Source organism: Leptolyngbya sp. AS-A5 (assembly GCF_039962495.1).
GTDB lineage: Bacteria > Cyanobacteriota > Cyanobacteriia > Leptolyngbyales > Leptolyngbyaceae > Leptolyngbya.
The window spans coordinates 13,811-33,155 of the sequence record NZ_JAMPLL010000026.1 but is presented as its reverse complement, the minus strand read 5'-3'; the positions used below and the strand labels follow the sequence as shown (position 1 = coordinate 33,155).

The 19,345-nt window shown below is 47.5% G+C and carries 10 protein-coding genes and 2 pseudogenes; 10 read left to right on the top strand and 2 right to left on the bottom strand.

Going from position 1 to position 19,345, the window contains the following annotated elements; genetic code table 11:
- The first annotated feature begins 7 nt into the window (after nt 1-7).
- The 3 genes from NC980_RS20985 (at nt 8) to NC980_RS20975 (ending at nt 10,025) form a co-directional block, all read left to right on the top strand.
- A complete protein-coding gene (locus NC980_RS20985) occupies nt 8-3,067 on the top strand; it encodes a PAS domain S-box protein (protein WP_190377417.1) in 3,060 nt (1,019 codons plus the stop codon).
- Between the two features lie 64 nt (nt 3,068-3,131).
- On the top strand, nt 3,132-6,056 hold the full coding sequence (locus tag NC980_RS20980; protein WP_190377416.1) for a PAS domain-containing protein: 2,925 nt from the start codon (nt 3,132-3,134) through the stop codon (nt 6,054-6,056).
- A gap of 48 nt (nt 6,057-6,104) precedes the next feature.
- Nucleotides 6,105-10,025, top strand: a complete 3,921-nt coding sequence (locus NC980_RS20975; RefSeq protein WP_190377415.1) for a PAS domain S-box protein — start codon at nt 6,105-6,107, stop codon at nt 10,023-10,025.
- 213 nt (nt 10,026-10,238) lie between these two features.
- Here the strand turns inward: NC980_RS20975 and NC980_RS20970 are convergent.
- Nucleotides 10,239-11,068 (bottom strand): annotated as a pseudogene (locus NC980_RS20970) (IS5 family transposase).
- An 84-nt stretch (nt 11,069-11,152) separates the two neighbouring features.
- Here NC980_RS20970 and NC980_RS20965 point away from each other — a divergent pair.
- Nucleotides 11,153-11,770, top strand: a pseudogene (locus tag NC980_RS20965) (IS6 family transposase).
- Between the two features lie 238 nt (nt 11,771-12,008).
- On the opposite strand, the gene NC980_RS20960 reads toward NC980_RS20965, so the two are convergent.
- Complete coding sequence (locus NC980_RS20960; RefSeq protein ID WP_058994885.1) at nt 12,009-12,209, bottom strand: chlorophyll a/b-binding protein; 201 nt, start codon at nt 12,207-12,209, stop codon at nt 12,009-12,011.
- Between the two features lie 282 nt (nt 12,210-12,491).
- Here NC980_RS20960 and NC980_RS20955 point away from each other — a divergent pair, with 282 nt between their 5' ends.
- The 6 genes from NC980_RS20955 (at nt 12,492) to NC980_RS20930 (ending at nt 19,333) form a co-directional block, all read left to right on the top strand.
- Nucleotides 12,492-12,770: an RNA-binding protein gene (locus NC980_RS20955; protein WP_190377414.1), complete on the top strand. Its 279-nt coding sequence runs from the start codon at nt 12,492-12,494 to the stop codon at nt 12,768-12,770.
- Nucleotides 12,771-12,900: 130 nt separating this feature from the next.
- The gene (locus tag NC980_RS20950) at nt 12,901-13,278 is read left to right on the top strand and encodes a pentapeptide repeat-containing protein (protein ID WP_190377413.1); all 378 of its coding nucleotides are present in this window, start codon (nt 12,901-12,903) and stop codon (nt 13,276-13,278) included.
- A 46-nt stretch (nt 13,279-13,324) separates the two neighbouring features.
- Nucleotides 13,325-15,733 (top strand): AAA family ATPase, encoded by a 2,409-nt coding sequence (locus NC980_RS20945; RefSeq protein ID WP_190377412.1) that lies wholly within the window; start codon nt 13,325-13,327, stop codon nt 15,731-15,733.
- Nucleotides 15,734-15,827: 94 nt separating this feature from the next.
- Entirely contained in the window at nt 15,828-18,173 is a 2,346-nt protein-coding gene (locus NC980_RS20940; protein ID WP_190377411.1) for an NACHT domain-containing NTPase, read from the top strand.
- Between the two features lie 81 nt (nt 18,174-18,254).
- A complete protein-coding gene (locus tag NC980_RS20935; RefSeq protein WP_190377410.1) occupies nt 18,255-18,740 on the top strand; it encodes an allophycocyanin in 486 nt (161 codons plus the stop codon).
- 149 nt (nt 18,741-18,889) lie between these two features.
- Entirely contained in the window at nt 18,890-19,333 is a 444-nt protein-coding gene (locus tag NC980_RS20930; RefSeq protein WP_190377409.1) for a response regulator, read from the top strand.
- Nucleotides 19,334-19,345 lie beyond the last annotated feature (12 nt).

Here is a 19,345-nt window from a genome sequence, read left to right as displayed (position 1 = left end):
AACAGCGATGAGCAGTTTAGAGGCAACAAGTCTGGCAATGGGTGAGAAAAGCATTTGGGAATGCCTTTCTGATGGCATCGCTGTTCTTGATCAGGAGTGGTGTTTAACCAACCTGAATCGCCAACAAACCGAATGGTTTGGAGTTCGAAAAGAAGATACAGTCGGCAAAATTATTTGGGATATTTGTCCTGAATGGGCAACCCTTGAAATTCAGCAACAATTTCAGCGATCGAGGACAGAGCAAACACCTGTTCAACTAGAGTATTTTTGCTCGAAGTGGCAACGCTGGTTTGAGTTGCGAGTTTGCCCGTGTGACACAAATATTACGATTCTGACGATCGACATTACTCAACGAAAGCAAAAAGAAGCCGCCCTGCGAGAGAGTGAATTGCGGTTTCAAGCATTTATGAACCACAATCCTGCAGCATCCTGGATTGCTGATCAATCAGGACGATTGCTCTACTTAAATCCCACCTACTTCAAACTCTTTTCTTGCCCTGAAGATGCAGTCGGAAAACACATCTCGGAAATCTTTCCGGCGGAAATAGCCGAACAATTCTTACAGAATAATCAGCGCGTGTTTGAAACTGGAGCGGCGATTGAGACGATTGAGCGTGCTCCTCGCCTTGACGGAAGTACTGGAGACTATCTGGTATACAAGTTTCCGATCAATCATCAGATTGAAGGAAAACTACTGGGTGGGGTTGCTGTCGATATTTCTGAGCAGAAACGCATTGAAGCTACCCTTCAAGAGCGTGAGCAACATCTGAAGATTGCCCTTCGTACGGCAAAGCTCGGCTCCTGGCAGCATGACTTGATGACCCATGTCCTTACCTGTTCTGATCAGTGCAAAGCGAACTTTGGACTACCTGCTGATGCTGAATTTACTCATGAAACCTTATTTGCTGCACTGCACCCAGAGGATCGCGATCGTGTTCAAGCCGCAATCCAGAGATCAATCGAGGAGCGCACGGATTATGAAGTTGAAGAACGATGTTTCTACCCAGACGGGAGTTTACATTGGCTCATTGCACGAGGCGGTTTAATTTACGATGACAACGGCAATCCAATTCGCCTGGTTGGGGTCACGCTCGATATTACGGAACGCAAGCAGTTTGAAGAATCACTCCGAGCCAGTGCAGAGCGGCTTAGTCTTGCTCTGACTGCCGCTAAGATGGGGGACTGGAGTTGGGATGCGTCAACCGATCGCGTTACTTTCTCCCAACAGGCGTGCGAAATCTTCGACGTTCAACCTGGCGCAAATTTAACTTGGACACAGTTGCGACAACGGCTGCACGAAGAAGACCAGGAAAAAGCAAGGATTGCTGTCGAACAGGCAATCAGCGAACGCATTGACTATGACATTGAGTACCGAGTAATTATTGCTGATGGAACACAGCGATGGATCGCTGCCAAAGGACGTGCTCAATATGATACTTCAGGGCTTCTTGGAATGCTGGGCGTTGTGCAGGATATTACTGAGCGTAAACGGGCAGAACAAGAACGTGAACAATTCTTAGCTCGCGAACAGGCAACGAATCAAACGCTGCAGATGTTTATTGAACACACTCCAGCTGCGGTTGCCATGCTCGATCGACAGATGCATTATATCTCTGCAAGCCGCTGCTGGATGCAAGAATACGCCCCAGACTACACGAATTTAGAAGGGCTTTCTCACTATGAAGTGATACCTGATATTCCCGATCAGTGGCGGCAGGTGCATCTACGCTGTCTTGCTGGAGCAGCCGAACGGTGTGAAGAAGATTACTATCCCCGTCACGATAACTCTGGCATTTGGTTGCATTGGGAAATTCTGCCCTGGTACGTCCGTGAAAACGAGATTGGTGGCATCATCATTTTTGCTGAAAATATTACAGAGCGAAAACAAGCGGAACAAGAGCGAGAACGATTACTGGGACGCGAAAAAATAGCACGAGAACAAGCGGAAACAGCGAATCGCCTGAAAGATGAATTTCTCGCCGTCTTGTCCCACGAGCTGAGATCGCCCTTGAATCCCATTCTCGGTTGGGCAAAGCTATTGAAAACTGGCAATCTGGATGCAACTAGAACCGTCCAGGCGATTACGACGATCGAGCGCAATGCCAAGCTGCAATCGGAACTCATTGAAGATTTACTGGATGTTTCCCGAATTCTGCAAGGAAAACTGAGTCTGAGCGTGCATCCAATTCCCTTAGCATCGACGATCCGAGCCGCGATCGAGACGGTGCAACTCGCCGCAGAAGCGAAATCGATCACGATCGAGGCGAATCTAGAGACTGAAGTTGGGCACGTTTTGGGCGATTCAACTCGCCTCCAGCAAGTTGTTTGGAATTTGCTGTCCAACGCAGTGAAGTTCACGCCCACAGGCGGTCGAGTCGAGGTGATACTAGCAGCGGCAAACAATCATGCTGAAATTACCGTTCGCGATAACGGTAAAGGTATTCCTGCTCATTTCCTACCCTACGTATTTGATTATTTTCGACAGGGGGATGGTGCAAGCACCCGGAAATTTGGCGGCTTGGGCTTGGGACTGGCGATCGTGCGTCATCTCGTGGAGTTACATGGCGGTCAAGTCAAAGCAGAAAGCCCCGGCGAAGGACAAGGGGCAACGTTTACCGTGACGCTTCCCCTGATGCCAACATTCCCTTCAACCTCAGAGGAGACCGTACCGATGAGCGATACGGATTTGCAAGGTGTCCAAGTTCTAGTGGTTGATGATGAAGTGGATAATCTTGAACTCGTTCAATTTATCTTAGAGGAGGCAGGAGCGACGGTAATTTCTGTATCTCGGGCAACCGAGGCGCTAGAGAGGGTCCAGCAATCAAACCCACACTTGATTGTTGCCGATATTGGGATGCCTGAAGTAGATGGTTATACTCTGATACAGTGCGTTCGAGAATTGCCCCCTGAACAGGGTGGAGAAATTCCAGCGATTGCACTAACGGCTTATGCCGGTGATGTGAATCAACGGCAAGCCTTAGCGGCTGGGTTTCAGTGGCATCTTTCCAAGCCAGTTAATCCAGAGGCGTTAGTGCAAGCGATCGCTGAGTTACTGCATCAGACCTAGTGAATTCAGATATTTTTTACGCTTTTCTGCTCTATTACTCAATCTCCTGAAACTCCCAGATACAATGAACAACCCTGGCACCCATACGAATCCGTATCTCGACGAGGTAAACGCACTTCGCCAACGCCTATTAGATCTGGAGCAGTCTCACAGCCAATGTCAGCAGGAACTTCAGCAACTCCAGCAGCAACTTAGCCAAGAAAGAATAGAGCGAAAGCAAACTGAAGCGGCACTCCGGGGGAGTGAAGAACATTTAAGAGCGGCTAATGAACGCTTTCAACTCGCAGCAAAGGCAGTCAATTGCTTGATTTATGACTGGGATATTGAACTGGATCGAGTCGAGCGAACAGATGGATTAACCCGAATTTTAGGTCATTCCCTAGAAGAAGCGGAGCCAACTGGAGCTTGGTGGCGCGATCGCGTTCATCCGGATGATTTACTATCCATTCAGGAGCGAGCCTCCGTTGCGGTGACGAAGGATGATTACTTTACTGCTGAATATCGAGTCCTCAATAAGTCGAATCAGTATGTTTATGTTCTGGATCAGTGCTTAGTTGTAGAGCGAGATGCTGACGGCAACCCCACGCGCCTTATCGGTAGCACAACTGACATTAGCGAACGCGTGCGCGTCGAAGACGAACGTAAACGCGCTGAGTTACAACTTCAAGAAAGCCAACGGTTCATTCAGCAGATTGCCGATGCAATACCGGGAACGCTCTATGTCTATGACATGCTGGAGCAGCGCAATGTCTATGTCAATCGCCAAATTGGGGAACTGCTAGGCTATACACCCGAACAAATTCAGATATTCGGCGATCAGCTCTTTCCCCAACTGATGCATCCTGAAGATTTTGCAAACCTTGGAACTCAGATCGAACGGCTGAATCGGGCACAAGATGGTGAGGTTTTTGATCATGAGTACCGGATGCGTCATGCTAACGGTGAGTGGCGTTGCCTATGGAGCCGTAACACGGTTTCGTCTCGGTTGCCAGATGGACGAGCCTATCAGGTTGTAGGTACAGTTCACGATATTACCGATCGCAAACAGGTTGAAGACGAATTACGAGAGAGTGAACAGATGTTCCGTGCGGTCGTTGAGAATACACCGGATATCATCGTTCGCTACGATCGTGACCTCCGCTATCTCTATATCAACCCCAGCATTGATCGGGCATTGGGTATCCCACCAGAACAGTTTATTGGCAAAACAGGCGTTGAACTGGGATTTACAGACGAGCGATCGCAATTCTGGTACGCCACTCTACAGCAGGTCTTTGAAACGGGACAGAGTTCCTCGATTAAATATGAGTTTCCCAATCCCAATGGCGAAATGCGGTTGTATCAAGCTCGCTTTGTGCCTGAATTAGTACAAGAAGAACAGATCACAACAGTGCTTGCCGTAGCTACTGACGTAACGGAGTACAAACGGGCAGAAGAATCCTTACGCCAGAGCGAAGAACGGCTACGTTTAGCGTTATTAGTGGGTCAATCAGGGATTTGGGATTGGGATATTGCGAATAATCACATCACGTGGTCGGAACAAATTTATCACTTTCATGGCTTAGCGCCCGAAACCTTTAGCGGCAAAGTCGAGGATTTTGCTGAACTAATTCATCCTGAGGATCAGGCAAAAGTGTCAGAAGCTATCCAGCAGGCTCTAAAGGATCGATCAGGCTATGAAATTGAACTTCGGGCTGTCCATCCCACTGGTGAAATTCGCTGGCTCTCTACTAAAGGAGGCGTGATTTTTGACCAACAAGGCAGTCCAGTGCGAATGCTAGGCGCGACCATTGATGTGACAGAGCGCAAAGCCATAGAGGTAGAACGTGAACAACTACTGAGGCGAGAACAGATTGCCCGTGAGCAGGCAGAAGCCGCGAACCGCATTAAAGATGAATTCCTCGCAGTGCTGTCTCATGAATTAAGAACCCCCCTCAATCCGATTTTAGGTTGGACACGGCTTTTACGTACCCGCCCCTTTGAGCCACAAGCTGCCGATCGCGCTCTAGAAACAATCGAGCGCAATGCCAAACTTCAGGCTCAACTAATTGAAGACTTGCTCGATGTCTCTCGGATTCTGCAAGGCAAACTGAGATTGAATTCTTTTCCTGGGAACTTAGTGACTACGATCGAAGCCGCCCTCGAAACAGTGCAATTATCCGCTGAAGCAAAAGGCATTCAAATTCAGACAATTTTGAACTCGAAGGTTGGGCAAGTTAACGGCGATGCCAATCGTCTACAACAAGTCGTGTGGAATTTGCTCTCGAATGCGATCAAGTTCACACCGTCTGGTGGTCGTATCGAAGTTCGACTCACGCGGGTCGAAGCCTACGCTCAGATTCAGGTTAGCGACAACGGGCAGGGGATTCGCCCAGATTTCTTGCCTCATGTGTTTGAGTATTTTCGTCAGGCGGATAGCAGCACGACTCGCCGATTTGGCGGATTAGGATTAGGACTTGCGATCGTCCGTCACCTTGTTGAATTACATGGGGGTACAGTCCAAGCAGAAAGTCCAGGGGAAGGGCTAGGTGCAACTTTTACGGTGAGACTCCCGCTGATGTCTACTCAATCCATAGTGGATGAAGAGATTCAACCCTTGGAATCTAACAACCTTAACGGGCTTCAGATTCTGGTTGTGGATGACGACGTGGATACTCGTGAGTTTGTTGCCTTTGTCCTAGAGCAAGCAGGCGCGAGGGTTATAATAACCGCTTCAGCAACTGCAGCATTGGCAACATTAATGCAGTCTCAACCCAATCTCTTACTCAGTGATATTGGAATGCCAGACACCGATGGGTATATGCTGATTCGTCAGATTCGAGCCTTGTCGCCAGAGCAGGGCGGATCTATCCCAGCGATCGCGCTCACTGCTTTTGCCGGAGAAATGAATCAGCAACAAGCTCTAGCCGCCGGGTTTCAAAAACATCTCTCAAAACCAGTTGAACCGGATCATCTCATTTCAGCGATCGCTAGCTTAGTCGTTCGTTGATTAGGCGTTTGTTAAATAATTTCTTGTATTGAATCGATAGAAGCACTCATGGAACTCAACTTGGCTAATCTAAACGGTGATCTTCCCCAGCCTCTGGCATCATTAGCACAGATGCCATTTCAGATGGCTGAGGCACAATTTGCTGTTGTTGTGGAGAACATGATAGAGGCATTTTTTGTGCTGGACTCAATGGGGTGCTGCACCTATCTCAACCGCAAAGCAGAACAGATATTGGGAGTTGAACGCTCCCACCTGCTCGGTAAAGCGGTGTGGGATGTTTTTCGAGTTGATGCCCTTTCTCCACTCTATCAGCACTTCCACCAGGCGATGGTCGAGCAACAGGCTGTTGAATTTGAAGCATTTTATGCGGTGTTGAATCGTTGGTTTGCAGTACGTCTCCTGCCTGCTACGGGAAATGTTTTTGCTTATTTCCAGGACATTACTGAACGCAAGGAAATCGAAGTGACCTTGCGAAAGGAACAGATTGAAGAGGCTTTACGGGAAAGGGAAGCTCAATTAACTAGCATTTTTCAGACGATTCCAGATGGAATTGTCATTCTTGACCAGCTGGGACAGATTGTTAGTGCCAATCCCACCGCAGAACAGATTTTAAGACTCACTCGTAGTAACCTGACTGAACGGACGTACAATGACCCGTCTTGGTCAATTACAACGGTAGATGGACAACCCTTTCCCGAAGAAGATTTGCCGTTTGTGCAGGTGATGCAAACCGGGAAGCCGATTTATCAAGTTGAACACGCGGTCGCTCATTCCGATGGCACGAAAATTATCTTATCGATCAACGCTTCTCCATTACTCAATGCAGACGGAAGCATAACCAATGTAATTGCTGCCATCAGCGACATTACAGAGCGTAAGCAAGCAGATGCGATTCTGCGAGAATCAGAAGAACGCTATCGTTCGGTGATTGAAACAGCAGCCGAAGGAATCGTGTTTCAGCACAGGGACGGTAGGATCACGACCTGCAATGCCAGCGCTGAAAGAATCTTAGGGCTAACTGCCGATCAAATGATGGGGCGTTCCTCCCTTGATCTGCGCTGGTGTGCGATCTATGAAGATGGTTCTCCGTTTCCAGGGGAACTGCATCCAGCGATGATCACGCTGCGAACTGGAGAGCCTCAGTCTAACGTAATCATGGGAATTCGCAAGCCCGATGGCACACTGACCTGGATTTCGATCAATACCCGTCCGCTATTTCAAGCCAATGATGCAACTCCTTATGCAGTGGTTTGTTCCTTTTTCGATATCACCGATCGCAAAGAAGCTGAGGCAGAGCGTCTGATTTCGGAGATTGCTCTACAACAAATGCCTGACGCAATTCTATTAACTGACTTAGAGGGAAAGATTCAACGCTGGCTTGGGAATGCGGAGCAGGTTTTTGGCTATACGGCTGCGGAGGCGGTTGGTCAGCCTGTCAATTTCATTCACCGCCCCGATGTTAAAGCGGCGATGACCGCTCAAATTATTCAGTCGATTCAAGAAACTGGCGAATTTCATGGTGAAATTCCCTGTTTGCGAAAGGATGGCTCAGAAGTCCCGATCGAAACCACAGCCAAAACGGTGTATGACAAAGCAGGGAATCCTCTGTTTCTCATTGGAATTAATAAGGACATTACAGAACGCAAGCAAATAGAAATCGAACGAGTTCAGTTGTTGCGGCGGCAGATACAGGAGCAAACTGCCCGTTTAGAGGCAGAAGCAGATTTGCGGCGATCGACCTTTCTCGCGGAAGCCAGCACACTCCTGGCATCATCGCTAGATTATGAACAAACGCTACAGAGTGTCGCACGCCTAGCTGTTCCTTGTTTCGCAGATTGGTGCGGTGTTGATTTATTAAATCATGACGGTTCTATTAGCCGCGTCGCGGTTGCTCATGCTGATCCTGATAAGGTTAAGTTTGCATGGGAGGTAGCACAGCGCTTTCCGAGGCACTTAGAAGATGGATATGGTATCTCTCAAGTGATGAAAACTGGGCAAAGTGAAATTGCGATTGAGATTACGGATGAGCAACTTGCAGCGAGTGTCCCAATTCCTGACTATTTGAAAATCATACGAGAATTAGGCTTGAAGTCTTGCATTATAACGCCGTTGCAAGCTCGTGGACGAGTGCTTGGCAGCCTTTCCTTTGTTTTTGCCGAATCAAATCGCCAGTACAGCATGGAAGATCTGGATCTAGCTAAAGATTTAGCGCGTCGTGCAGCGATCGCCATTGATAATGCTCGTCTTTATCACATGGCTCAGCAGGCAAAGCAAGACGCGCTCTCAGCCGCCGATCGTATTGCCCGTCTACAAGGGGTGACAGCCGCACTTTCAGAATCTCTCATACCCGAACAAGTGATAGAGGTTATCGTCGAACAGAGTATGGCAGTCCTAAAAGCAGCGGCGGCACTGGTAGTTCTAGTGAGTAAGGATAGGACAGAACTTGAGATTGTGAAATCGATCGGCTATCAAGCAGACTTAGTAAAGTCTTGGCGCAAGTTTTCGATCAACACAGATGTTCCCCTAGCAGAAGCCATCCGAACCGCGCAGCCAGTTTGGGTAGAAACGTTGTTAGAGCGCATTGCTCGCTATCCCCATCTAGCTGAGATTTACAGTCGGTATGATTTTCAATCCTGGATGGCACTTCCTTTGGTGGTTGAAGGCAAGTCAATCGGCGGAATGTTAATAAGCTTTAACGAGTTCAAGCACCTGAGCCAGGAGGATCGTGAGTTTATTCTCGCCCTCAGTCGTCAGTGTGCCCAAGCCGTTTCCCGCGCCCAGTTGTATGAGGCAGAACGCACCTCAAGAGCCGAAGCAGAACAAGCAAACCGGGTGAAAGATGAGTTTTTAGCCGTGCTCTCTCACGAACTACGATCGCCCCTTAATCCGATTTTGGGCTGGACAAGAATTCTACGAGCCGGACAGCTAAAAACTGATAAGGTTGATCAAGCATTAGCAACCATTGAACGTAACGCCAAGCTTCAGGCACAGCTAATTGAAGACTTGCTAGATATCTCTCGGATGTTACGGGGAAAACTCAGTTTCAACATTGTGCCAGTCAACTTAATCACTGTCATTCACAGCGCGATCGAAACCGTACAACTTGCTGCTTCTGCCAAATCTATTCAGATTCAAACTCGGTTGCAAGAATACCCGAAATCTGTATTGGGAGATGCCAATCGATTGCAACAAGTTCTGTGGAATCTACTCTCAAATGCAATCAAATTCACACCGAATGAAGGACAAGTCATCATTCAGATGGAGGAGTTCGACCAGCACGTTTACATTCAGGTGATTGACACAGGCAGAGGAATCCATCCAGACTTTCTACCCCATGTGTTTGAATACTTCCGCCAAGCGGATAGCAGCACGACTCGTCAGTTTGGGGGATTGGGATTAGGACTTGCGATCTCGCGTCAAATTGTGGAACTGCATGGTGGAACAATTCAGGCAGACAGTCCAGGAGAAGGATTGGGAGCAACATTCACCGTTCGCTTACCCATTGCCACTGTTGCAACAGAAAGCTCTACAGCCAGAGAATCGCGAATTCAAATTGAGGATTTAACCGGGCTGCACATTCTCGTTGTGGACGATGAAGCTGACATGCGCAATTTGACAGAATTCATCCTAGAGCAGCACGGTGCCCAGGTAACAGTTGCCAGTTCCGCAGCAGACGCATTGTTAACGCTGGCTCACTCTGTTCCTGATGTTTTACTCTCGGATATTGGCATGCCAGAAATGGATGGCTATACACTGATGCGACAGATTCGAGAACGATCTCCCGAAGCAGGAGGAGGGATACCAGCAATTGCTCTGACTGCCTATGCTGGAGAGTACGATCGTCAGCAGGCACTTTCTTCTGGATTTCAGCGGCATATTTCTAAACCTGTAGATCCGGAGAACTTAGTGAAAGCGATCGTTGAGATAGTTAACCAGAGATCGATAATCGCTAGCGATTATCTTAAATGATCGATGCGCCTTCATTGGAGACTCGGGTTACTTAATACTTGTAAATTCTGACACTGTTCAATTTAGGATGCCTTACTTCTATCTGCATAAATGGTAGAGATACAGTCTTGCGTTGAAGCAATATATCCCGTAGGTACTGTCAGGTTAACCGAAGTGTAGAATAATCGTACTGATTCAACGTTGTCTGCCTATGTACTAGACCTCTTGCGTGAATCATGAACCTAGTGTAAGTTCAAGATTCACAATCGCGGCAATCAAGTTGAAACGGAGCCCAAATCGTCGCCTGCGATTTCGATATCGCTCTGCTAGGATTCGCCAGACTTTTAATCGACGGTTGGTGTGTTCTGCCACAATGCGGAGACTTGCCAGCATCTGGTTGTATTGCCGCTCACTGGGGTCAAGCTTTGCTTTTGCCAGTTTCTTTGTTGGTGTACAACTGTAGAAATGCAATTTTGCCAGTCCTTGATAGCCTTTGTCAGCTAAACACAACTGTTCGGGTAACATCGGAATGCGGTGCTGTTTGAACAAGCGAAAATCATGGGTGCGCCCTTTGCCAAAAGCGGTACAGATAATCTCTCCGCTGGTTTGGTTGACCACGACTTGCGCTTTCAGCGTGTGCCGTCGCTTTTTGCCATCGTAGTAAGCTCTTTGTTTTTTTTCGGACGCTCGATCTGGCTTTCGGTCACATCCACGACCAGCACTTGCCAGGTCTAGGCTTCCTGATGCAGTTGTTTCTTGCCAGGTAAGTGAAACTTGCCCGATGTGAGCAGGAGCGATTCCACCCGTTGAATCAGCCGACAGACTGCCGACTCACTCAAGCCCCAACTGCTCCCAATATGGAATTGCGTCCGGTATTCCCGCCAATATTTTAGGACAACGAGAAGCTGATCTTCGACGCTCAACTTTGCCTGTCCACCGCGTTTGCCGCGTCGGTCAAGGTCGGGTCGCAGTACCTCCACCATCTCCTGGAAAGTCTCAGGATGCACACCGCATCTGCGCTTAAAGGCGCTCGGCTTCAAGTGCTTTAGCTGTTCATAGGTCATCAGTCTCTCCTCCTTGACCTATTTCTACGATACGCTCCCCGATTCACGCAAGAGGTCTACTCTCGTCATCGATTTCCTGGCGAAATTATTAGCTACTGTGTGTGGCTGTATTACACTTTTCCTTTGAGCTACCGGGACATCGAGAAAATGATGCTCTATCGGGGCATTGAGGTAACTTAGGAAACGATTCGGGAGTGGTGTCAAAAGTTCGGGCAGCAATACGCCAATCAGGTGCGGCGCAAGCGTCCCTACATCACCGACAAGTGGCATCTCGACGAGCTGGTGGTGACAATCAAGAAACAGCAATACTATCTATGGCGGGCAGTAGACAGTGAGGGGAACGTGCTAGATGTCCTGCTGCAACGACATCGGGATACAGAGGCAGCCAAACGATTCTTCCGTAAACTGCTGAAGAAACAAGGCTTTGTGCCACGGGTGATGGTCACCGACAAATTGAAGAGTTACGAAGCCGCAAAGAAACGAGTGATGCCGAGCGTGGAGCATCGACAACACAAGGGATTGAATAATCGGGCGGAGAACTCGCATCAACCCACACGAGTCAGAGAAAGGCAAATGAGGCGATTCAAATCCCCAGGGCAAGCGCAACGATTTCTATCTGCGTTTGAACCGATTCGAGGACACTTCCACCCGAAACAACATCAACTCGCTGCACCCCGATATCGCGAACTACTCTGTCAATGATTTCAAGATTGGCGAGAAGTCGCTTGCTTGAAACCTGCTGTTCTGTTTGCCGCGACGATGCCCATTTTTTGTGAACGTTGTAGAAGAACAATGAGGACAATTCATTCCCTCATTATCCTTTTCATCCCACTATTGTGCAACGCCATCAAATTGATGCTTAGGATTGGCGATCGTAAGGACTATTCCTACCCTTTTTGGATTCATGCAACAAAGCTTCGTTAATTTGACAATGCCGAGTTTACTTGATCAAATGCAAAACGTTCCGCAGAACACTAAAGCCTGCTAAGTCCCACAATAGATAAGCAGCAAATCCAATCATCGCCAAACGTCCATTCCAGAGTTCCGCTTGGGGATTGAAGCCGAAAAGAAAAGCATTGCGATCGACACCATTGTATTCGGTGGCAACAGGAGGTAAGTTAGTCGCTTTGTTCGATTGCATTGTTACACTTCTTAATGAACTTCTATCTCTCACAGTACAGCTAGTGTTCCGATTGGCTCTGTACCTTTAGAGGCATTTCTGAATGTTGTGCTTGAAGTCGCGATCTCACTAGACCGATAAAGTCCTGGTTTCTCTGTTGCCCCGCGTGATCGTTGAACTCTTTAAAGCTGTGTTAGGCTGAAGGCTGAAGCGATATTTTTGATTGTTGTAATTTCTTATTTTTCTGTAAGTGTTGCTCCGAACCTAAATCTCTCTACATTGTTGTGATTCTGGAGCTTTTTTATGTCGATCTATGTTGGCAATCTTTCTTACGAAGTGGTGCAAGACAATCTCAGCGAAATCTTTGCTGAGCATGGAACGGTCAAGCGAGTTCAATTACCGACTGAGCGGGAGACTGGACGGGTTCGAGGCTTTGCGTTTGTTGAAATGGCGACTGAGGCAGAAGAGGAAGCTGCGATCGAAGCGCTCAATGGAGCAGAGTGGATGGGGCGCGATTTGACCGTCAATAAAGCGAAACCGCGTGAAGAGAAAGGTTCTTCGGGTGGATATTCCCGACGCTAATTTGGGTTCAGCAAGAATTTAGCACCATTCCTAAAGTCTTACAGACAAATCTATAACGTCTACCTTTCGCGATCGCTGATCCTATTTTGCGATTTAGCGATCGTCGGTTTCTACTTATCCTGGAAAACAAATGAATACCAAAGAAATTCTGAGTCGGTATGCGGTGGGACAACGAGATTTCCGAAATCTGAACCTAATTGCGGTCAATTTCAGAAATGTAAATCTTGCAGGTATCAATCTCAGTGGGGCGAATTTAACTAAGGCAAACCTGACTCAGGCTAACTTAAGTTACGCCAATCTTACAGGTGCAATTCTGACTGGGGCGACGTTAACCGAAACGAAGTTTACTAGAGCAAACCTCATGGGGGCTAATTTAAGCGACACCAACTTAGGTGAAGCCAATTTGAGCCAAACCCATCTCAGAGGGGCAATCTTACCCACCGGAACTAATCCTCGTACACTCTCAAATCGTCTTAAAGCGCCACAGGTTCAAAAACTGACGGTCTAGAAACGCGCATTCTTAGCAACCTGCATTACCCAAGAGACTTAATCCTGTGTTTGATAAATTTACAGAGAGAACTATCAAAGTTGTGAATGCGGCGCAAGGTGAAGCCCGTCGTCTTGAACATAACTATGTTGGCACAGAGCAGCTTTTACTCGGTTTAATTGCGACTCGACCGAGCATTGCTGCACAAGTGTTGGCTGATCTAGATGTCACTTTGGAGGAAGCACAAGAGCAGGTGCAGGCAGTGATTGGTCGAGGGACTGGATTGTCGCGTGCTGAGATACCTTTTACTCCCCGCAGTCGGCGTGTCTTAGAACAGTCTTTACAGGAGGCAGAGCGACTAGGGTATGGTCGAGTAGAGCCAGAACACTTGTTGCTTGCGATCGTGCAAGATGATGCAGGACTAGCCACTCAGATTTTAGAACGATTGGGTGTGGAGCGGACTGAGGTTCGGATTAATGTGCTGCAAGCCATCTCTGAAGCGAAGCCAATTCTAAAAGGTAACAGTTCCGGTCGCAAGACTACGCCGATTTTGAATGAGTGCGGCGCGAACTTGACTGAACTAGCGGCGTTGGGAAAGCTTGATCCGGTGATCGGTCGGACTCAGGAAGTAGAACGGATGATTCAGATTCTGGGTCGCCGTACGAAGAACAATCCGATTTTGATTGGCGAACCGGGTGTCGGAAAGACTGCTTTAGCAGAGGGACTGGCGCAGCGCATTGTCGATCGGGATGTGCCCGAATCGCTTCAAGATCAGCAAGTTCTAACATTGAATATCGGGACATTGCTAGCGGGAACGAAGTATCGAGGTGAATTTGAGGAACGCCTCAAAACGATCATGAAGGAAGTTCGCTCATCGGGAAACATCATTTTAGTGATCGATGAGGTTCATACCTTGTTGGGGTCGGGTTCTACTCAAGGGTCGCTTGATGCTGCGAATATTCTGAAACCTGCTCTGGCGCGAGGCGACCTGCGCTGTATTGGAGCGACGACACTCGATGAATATCGTCAGTATTTTGAGCAAGATGCGGCACTTGAGCGGCGATTTCAACCTGTGATGATTGATGAACCCAGTGTTGAAGAGACAATTCTGATCCTACAGGGGTTACGCAGTCGCTACGAGCAGCACCATCGATTAGAAATTTCGGATTTGGCGCTAGAAGCGGCGGCGAAACTTGCCGATCGATACATTCCTGATCGATTGCTTCCAGATAAAGCGATCGATTTAATCGATGAAGCGGGATCTCGCGCTCGAATTCTTCACGGCAAACAGTTCACACTCGATAAAAGCTTGAGTGCAAGACTCAAACAGATATTTCTAACTAAAGCAAACGCGATCGCACAACAGGACTTTAGACGTGCTGGCGAGGTGCGATCAAGCGAACTGACATTGCAAGCAGAAGTTCAGACTGAGACTCCAGCGTTTGGCTCCTCAATTGTGGTGAATGAGGTCGATATTGCTGAGATCGTCTCAGCTTGGACGGGTGTTCCGGTGAACAAAGTCACCGAAGCAGAGTCAGAACAGTTGATGCAGATGGAAGCAGTTTTACATCAACGACTGATTGGACAAGAGGAAGCGGTAAATGCGATCGCACGCGCGACTCGACGGGCAAGAGTGGGGTTGAGCAATCCGAATCGCCCGATCGCCTCGTTTATTTTCTCAGGTCCCACAGGAGTTGGCAAAACCGAATTAGTCAAAGCATTAGCCGCCTGCTTTTTTGGCTCTGAATCAGCAATGATTCGGCTCGATATGTCTGAATTTATGGAGCGCCATACTGTTTCTAAGCTGATTGGTTCTCCACCGGGATATGTCGGCTATAGCGAAGGCGGGCAGTTAACCGAAGCCGTTCGACGCAAGCCTTACACGGTTGTCTTATTTGACGAAATCGAAAAAGCGCATCCTGATGTGTTTAATTTACTGTTGCAAATTCTAGAAGATGGTCGCCTCACCGATGCAAAAGGGCGGGTCGTGAACTTTAAGAATACTTTGCTCGTGATGACCTCGAATGTTGGCTCTAAGGTGATTCAGAAAGGAGGTAGTGGACTCGGCTTTGAACTATCGACGAATGTTCTAGAAGCCTCTTATCAACGCACTGTAACGCTAGTCAATGAAGAACTGAAGCAGTATTTTCGTCCAGAATTTTTGAATCGGTTAGATGACATCATTGTGTTCCGACAATTGACACATGACGAAATCAAACAAATTGCGAATCTTTTACTGAATGAATTCTCAGACCGTTTGTTAGAACAGGGCATCAAACTGGAAGTCAGCGATCGCGTTAAAAATCGCCTCGTCGAAGCAGGCTACCATCCGGAGCAAGGCGCACGTCCGTTGCGACGAGCCATCACTCGTCTCCTCGAAGATAGTTTGGCTGAGGCAATTCTCTCTGGTCGAGTCAAGCCTGGTGATTCTGCAAAAGTTGATTTAGATGAGCAGGGGCAGCTCAAGATTGTTTAAAGAATTCAGCCGATCGAACGAGATAGTAACGAAATCAAACATCTAATGTTTCTAGGAGGGTACGCTTTGAGTTTTAATAAAACTCTTTTGCTTTATGGTCAAACGTTCACTTCAGGCATCGCCAACTGGCATTCAACAGGCTAAACGTGCATTTGCAATCAAAGGCTGGACGCAGGAAAACTTGGCGGGAGAAGTGAACTTAAAGACCCGTCAACCCATCTGGCGCTTTTTCACCGGGCAACCTGTCGATCGCCAGATCTTCCTGGAAGTTTGTTCGATTTTAGATTTGGATTGGCGCGAGATTGCGCTTGATCCCCCTGTAGATTTTCCAGCACCGGGCGGACAAACAAAAGCAGCCCCTGTAGATGTGGATAGTCTGGTACAGGAAGTGCGATTGCAGCATCAAGACACGATTCAAAATCAGTGCGGCATCTTGCAGTTACTTGATATCAATCGTCCCGTTAGCATTGATGACATCTATGTGGATGTCAATATTTTAGAAGAAATTGCAAGCCAACAATGGTTCGAGATCGCTGAACTCCAGAACTTAGAACCGACTGAGTTCGATCGCGTGGGCTTAGGAGCTGTCGAGCAAAAGCAAATTCCAGGAATGCAGGCAGTCGAAACCTATTCAAAGCTGAGAGTTTTGGGAAAACCGGGAGTTGGCAAAACCACTTTTCTGCAACATCTAGCGATTCAATGCAGTCGGGGAGAATTTGCTGCCGATCGAGTACCGCTCTTTATTGTGATGAGAGAGTTTGCAGAAGAATCGAGAAACAGCGGCAATTTTAGCCTTTTTAATTATATTTGCTCTTGCTTTGTTCCTTCTGGCATTTCAGATCCCGCAGTGATTGAAACATTGCTACAATCGGGTCGAGTTTTACTGTTAATGGATGGTATCGATGAACTGCTGAATCAGGATAGTGCATCAGTTCTCCGAGAAATTCGCCAATTCTCAGACAAGTATCATCGTAATCAATTTGTGGTCTCCTGTCGTACAGCAGTTCAAAGGCTGCAACTTCGAGGCTTCACTGATGTTGAGATTGCACCGTTCACCCAAGCGCAAATTACAACATTTGCACAAAAGTGGTTCGCCGTATTCAGCAGAACAATGCCGCGATTAGCGCAGAGCGCAACTCCGAAGGAACCGCAGCAAAATCAGTCTGTTGAGTTTATGCAGAAACTAGACTTACCGGAGAACTGGCAGTTTCGCCAACTGGTTGTGACCCCTTTGTTTCTGCACCTTGCCTGCTGGGTGTTTCATGGTCAAGAAAAATTTCCAACAAAGCGGACTGACTTCTACAAACAAGGACTCGATCTGCTGCTGGGGAAGTGGGATGAAGCCAGAGGAGTCGAACGCGATGATGCTTACCGAGGTTTTTTATTACCTCAGAAGCTCAGATTACTGAGTCAATTAGCTGCCGTCACTTTTGAACAAGGACAATATTTTTTTGAACAACGTATCATTGAACAGTACATCGGAGACTATCTACGAAACTTACCGGATGCGTCGTTAGAACCTGAAGAACTGCAACTTGAAAGCGAAGCGATACTAAAAGCGATCGAGGCACAGCATGGACTCTTAATTGAACGGGCACGAGGCATTTTTTCATTCTCCTACTTGGCGTTTCAAGAATACTTCACGGCTCGAAAAATTGTCGCGAGTCATAATCTACGAGCATTAGAGCAAGCATTAGGAGGATTGGTGAGTCACATTACCGATCCTCACTGGCGCGAAGTGTTCTTGTTAACGGCTGCGATGTTGCGAAGTGCAGATTCACTCGTGCAGTTGATGAAACAACAAATTGATGCGCTAGTGGCTCAAGATCCCTATCTGCAAGATTTTCTAGTGTGGGTCAGCCAAAAATCTCAAACTATTCCAATCGAACCGAAAGTTGCAACCACTCGCGCATTTTACCTTGCGCTTGCCCAAGCTCCACATACGTCAGAACAGTTTGCCTTAGCCAGCACTCTAGATCAGGGAATATTTTTAGATGCGGCATTAGAGAACTTGCTGCTGGAGTTTGCCACCGACCAGAGCCAGGATTTTGCCTACATCAATGCGTGTAGCGAAGCGCTCAACAATATTCTAGTGATGGTTCTGGATGCTGGATTCTATAAATCTCTGCAACAGTTGAGAGATCAGTTGCCCGCTCCAAGCCAAAACCGGGAACGGCTTCAGGACTGGTGGCAGACAAACTATCCAGCTTGGGTAGGACAGCTACGCAGTACGATCGCGCGTTATCGCAACATTCAGCATCCCTGGCAGTTTAGCCCTGAGCAACAGCAAGTCCTACAACGGTACTATGATGCCAACCAACTCTTGATTGATTGCTTGAACAGCAACTGTGAAGTCACAACTGCAATTCGACAAGAGATTGAGGCAACGTTGCTTTTACCTCAGAAAGAGTTAGAAGATCGAGAATGGCAAGGGGAATAAATTGTACCGAAATCAAACAATACATACATGAAATCAAACATCACTGTGTCAAGGTGGGGGTAAAAGAAAAGGAATTTAACCATGAGTGTGATTCAGAAATTGATCGTGAATGCAGATGCAGAGTGCCGCTATCTTACGCCGGGAGAAATGGAGCAGATCAAAGGCTTTATGATGAGCAGCGATCGCCGATTACGATTGGTCAAAACTTTAACCGAAAGCCGCGATCGCATTGTTAAACAAGCCGCGAGTCAATTGTTTCAGCGTCGGCCCAATTTAGTCTCTCCTGGTGGCAACGCTTATGGTGAGGAAATGACCGCAACCTGTCTGCGAGATATGGATTACTACCTGCGCTTAATCACTTACAGCGTTGCGGCTGGAGAAGCGACCCCGCTTGAGGACATTGGATTGATTGGAGTACGCCAGATGTACAATTCCCTCGGTACACCGCTTGAGGGTGTTGCTGAGAGCGTTCGCGCTATGAAAGCAATGACGACTTCCCTCATGTCATCAGAAGAAGCAAGTGAAGTAGGTGCTTATTTTGACTACTTGATTGCTGGACTATTGTGATTTAGGGTTTCATCTACCCTTTAGTAGAGGTTCAGATAACGATTTGTTTCGTAATCCATCAATTCAACTGAAAAGTCAAGCATCACCCATTTAGAAAAGTTCTGAAAAGCGATGTTGTGTTTTTGCGAGACTTTTATTGCGAGACTCTTATGATGTTGAACTCGAACAAACTTCTGAACCCTGAAATTCTCAAAAATGCCCAGATTCTGATTGTGGATAACGATCGTGACAATAGAGATTTTTATGCTTTTTTGCTTGAAAGCTATGGTGCACGAGTCGCAACAACAGGTTCAGTCGAAGGCGGATTAGCATTACTCAACAAGTCACTCCCTAGAATTTTGATTTGCGAGATGAGGTTTCCAGGTGAAAGTGTTTATCCACTTATTCGACGCGCTAAATATCTTGCGCTCAAGAGTGGCAGCACCACCTCAGTCTTAATTACTTCAACTTGTCCGATCGCAGAATTTACTCAACAACCAGGATTCAAGGCTGAAGCGTATTTACTCAAGCCCGTGAAGTTAGATGATTTTGTGAATGAGGTGTGGAACCTTACACAAGGGTCAAGAATTTCCGAAGTTGGCTGCCTCAGTTAAAACATTGGAGAA

Coding starts and splice junctions, on each gene's coding strand:
- NC980_RS20985 (WP_190377417.1), top strand. CDS start 8: ATGAGCAGTTTAGAGGCAACAAGTCTGGCAATGGGTGAGAAAAGCATT.
- NC980_RS20980 (WP_190377416.1), top strand. CDS start 3,132: ATGAACAACCCTGGCACCCATACGAATCCGTATCTCGACGAGGTAAAC.
- NC980_RS20975 (WP_190377415.1), top strand. CDS start 6,105: ATGGAACTCAACTTGGCTAATCTAAACGGTGATCTTCCCCAGCCTCTG.
- NC980_RS20960 (WP_058994885.1), bottom strand. CDS start 12,209: ATGCAATCGAACAAAGCGACTAACTTACCTCCTGTTGCCACCGAATAC.
- NC980_RS20955 (WP_190377414.1), top strand. CDS start 12,492: ATGTCGATCTATGTTGGCAATCTTTCTTACGAAGTGGTGCAAGACAAT.
- NC980_RS20950 (WP_190377413.1), top strand. CDS start 12,901: ATGAATACCAAAGAAATTCTGAGTCGGTATGCGGTGGGACAACGAGAT.
- NC980_RS20940 (WP_190377411.1), top strand. CDS start 15,828: ATGGTCAAACGTTCACTTCAGGCATCGCCAACTGGCATTCAACAGGCT.
- NC980_RS20935 (WP_190377410.1), top strand. CDS start 18,255: ATGAGTGTGATTCAGAAATTGATCGTGAATGCAGATGCAGAGTGCCGC.
- NC980_RS20930 (WP_190377409.1), top strand. CDS start 18,890: ATGATGTTGAACTCGAACAAACTTCTGAACCCTGAAATTCTCAAAAAT.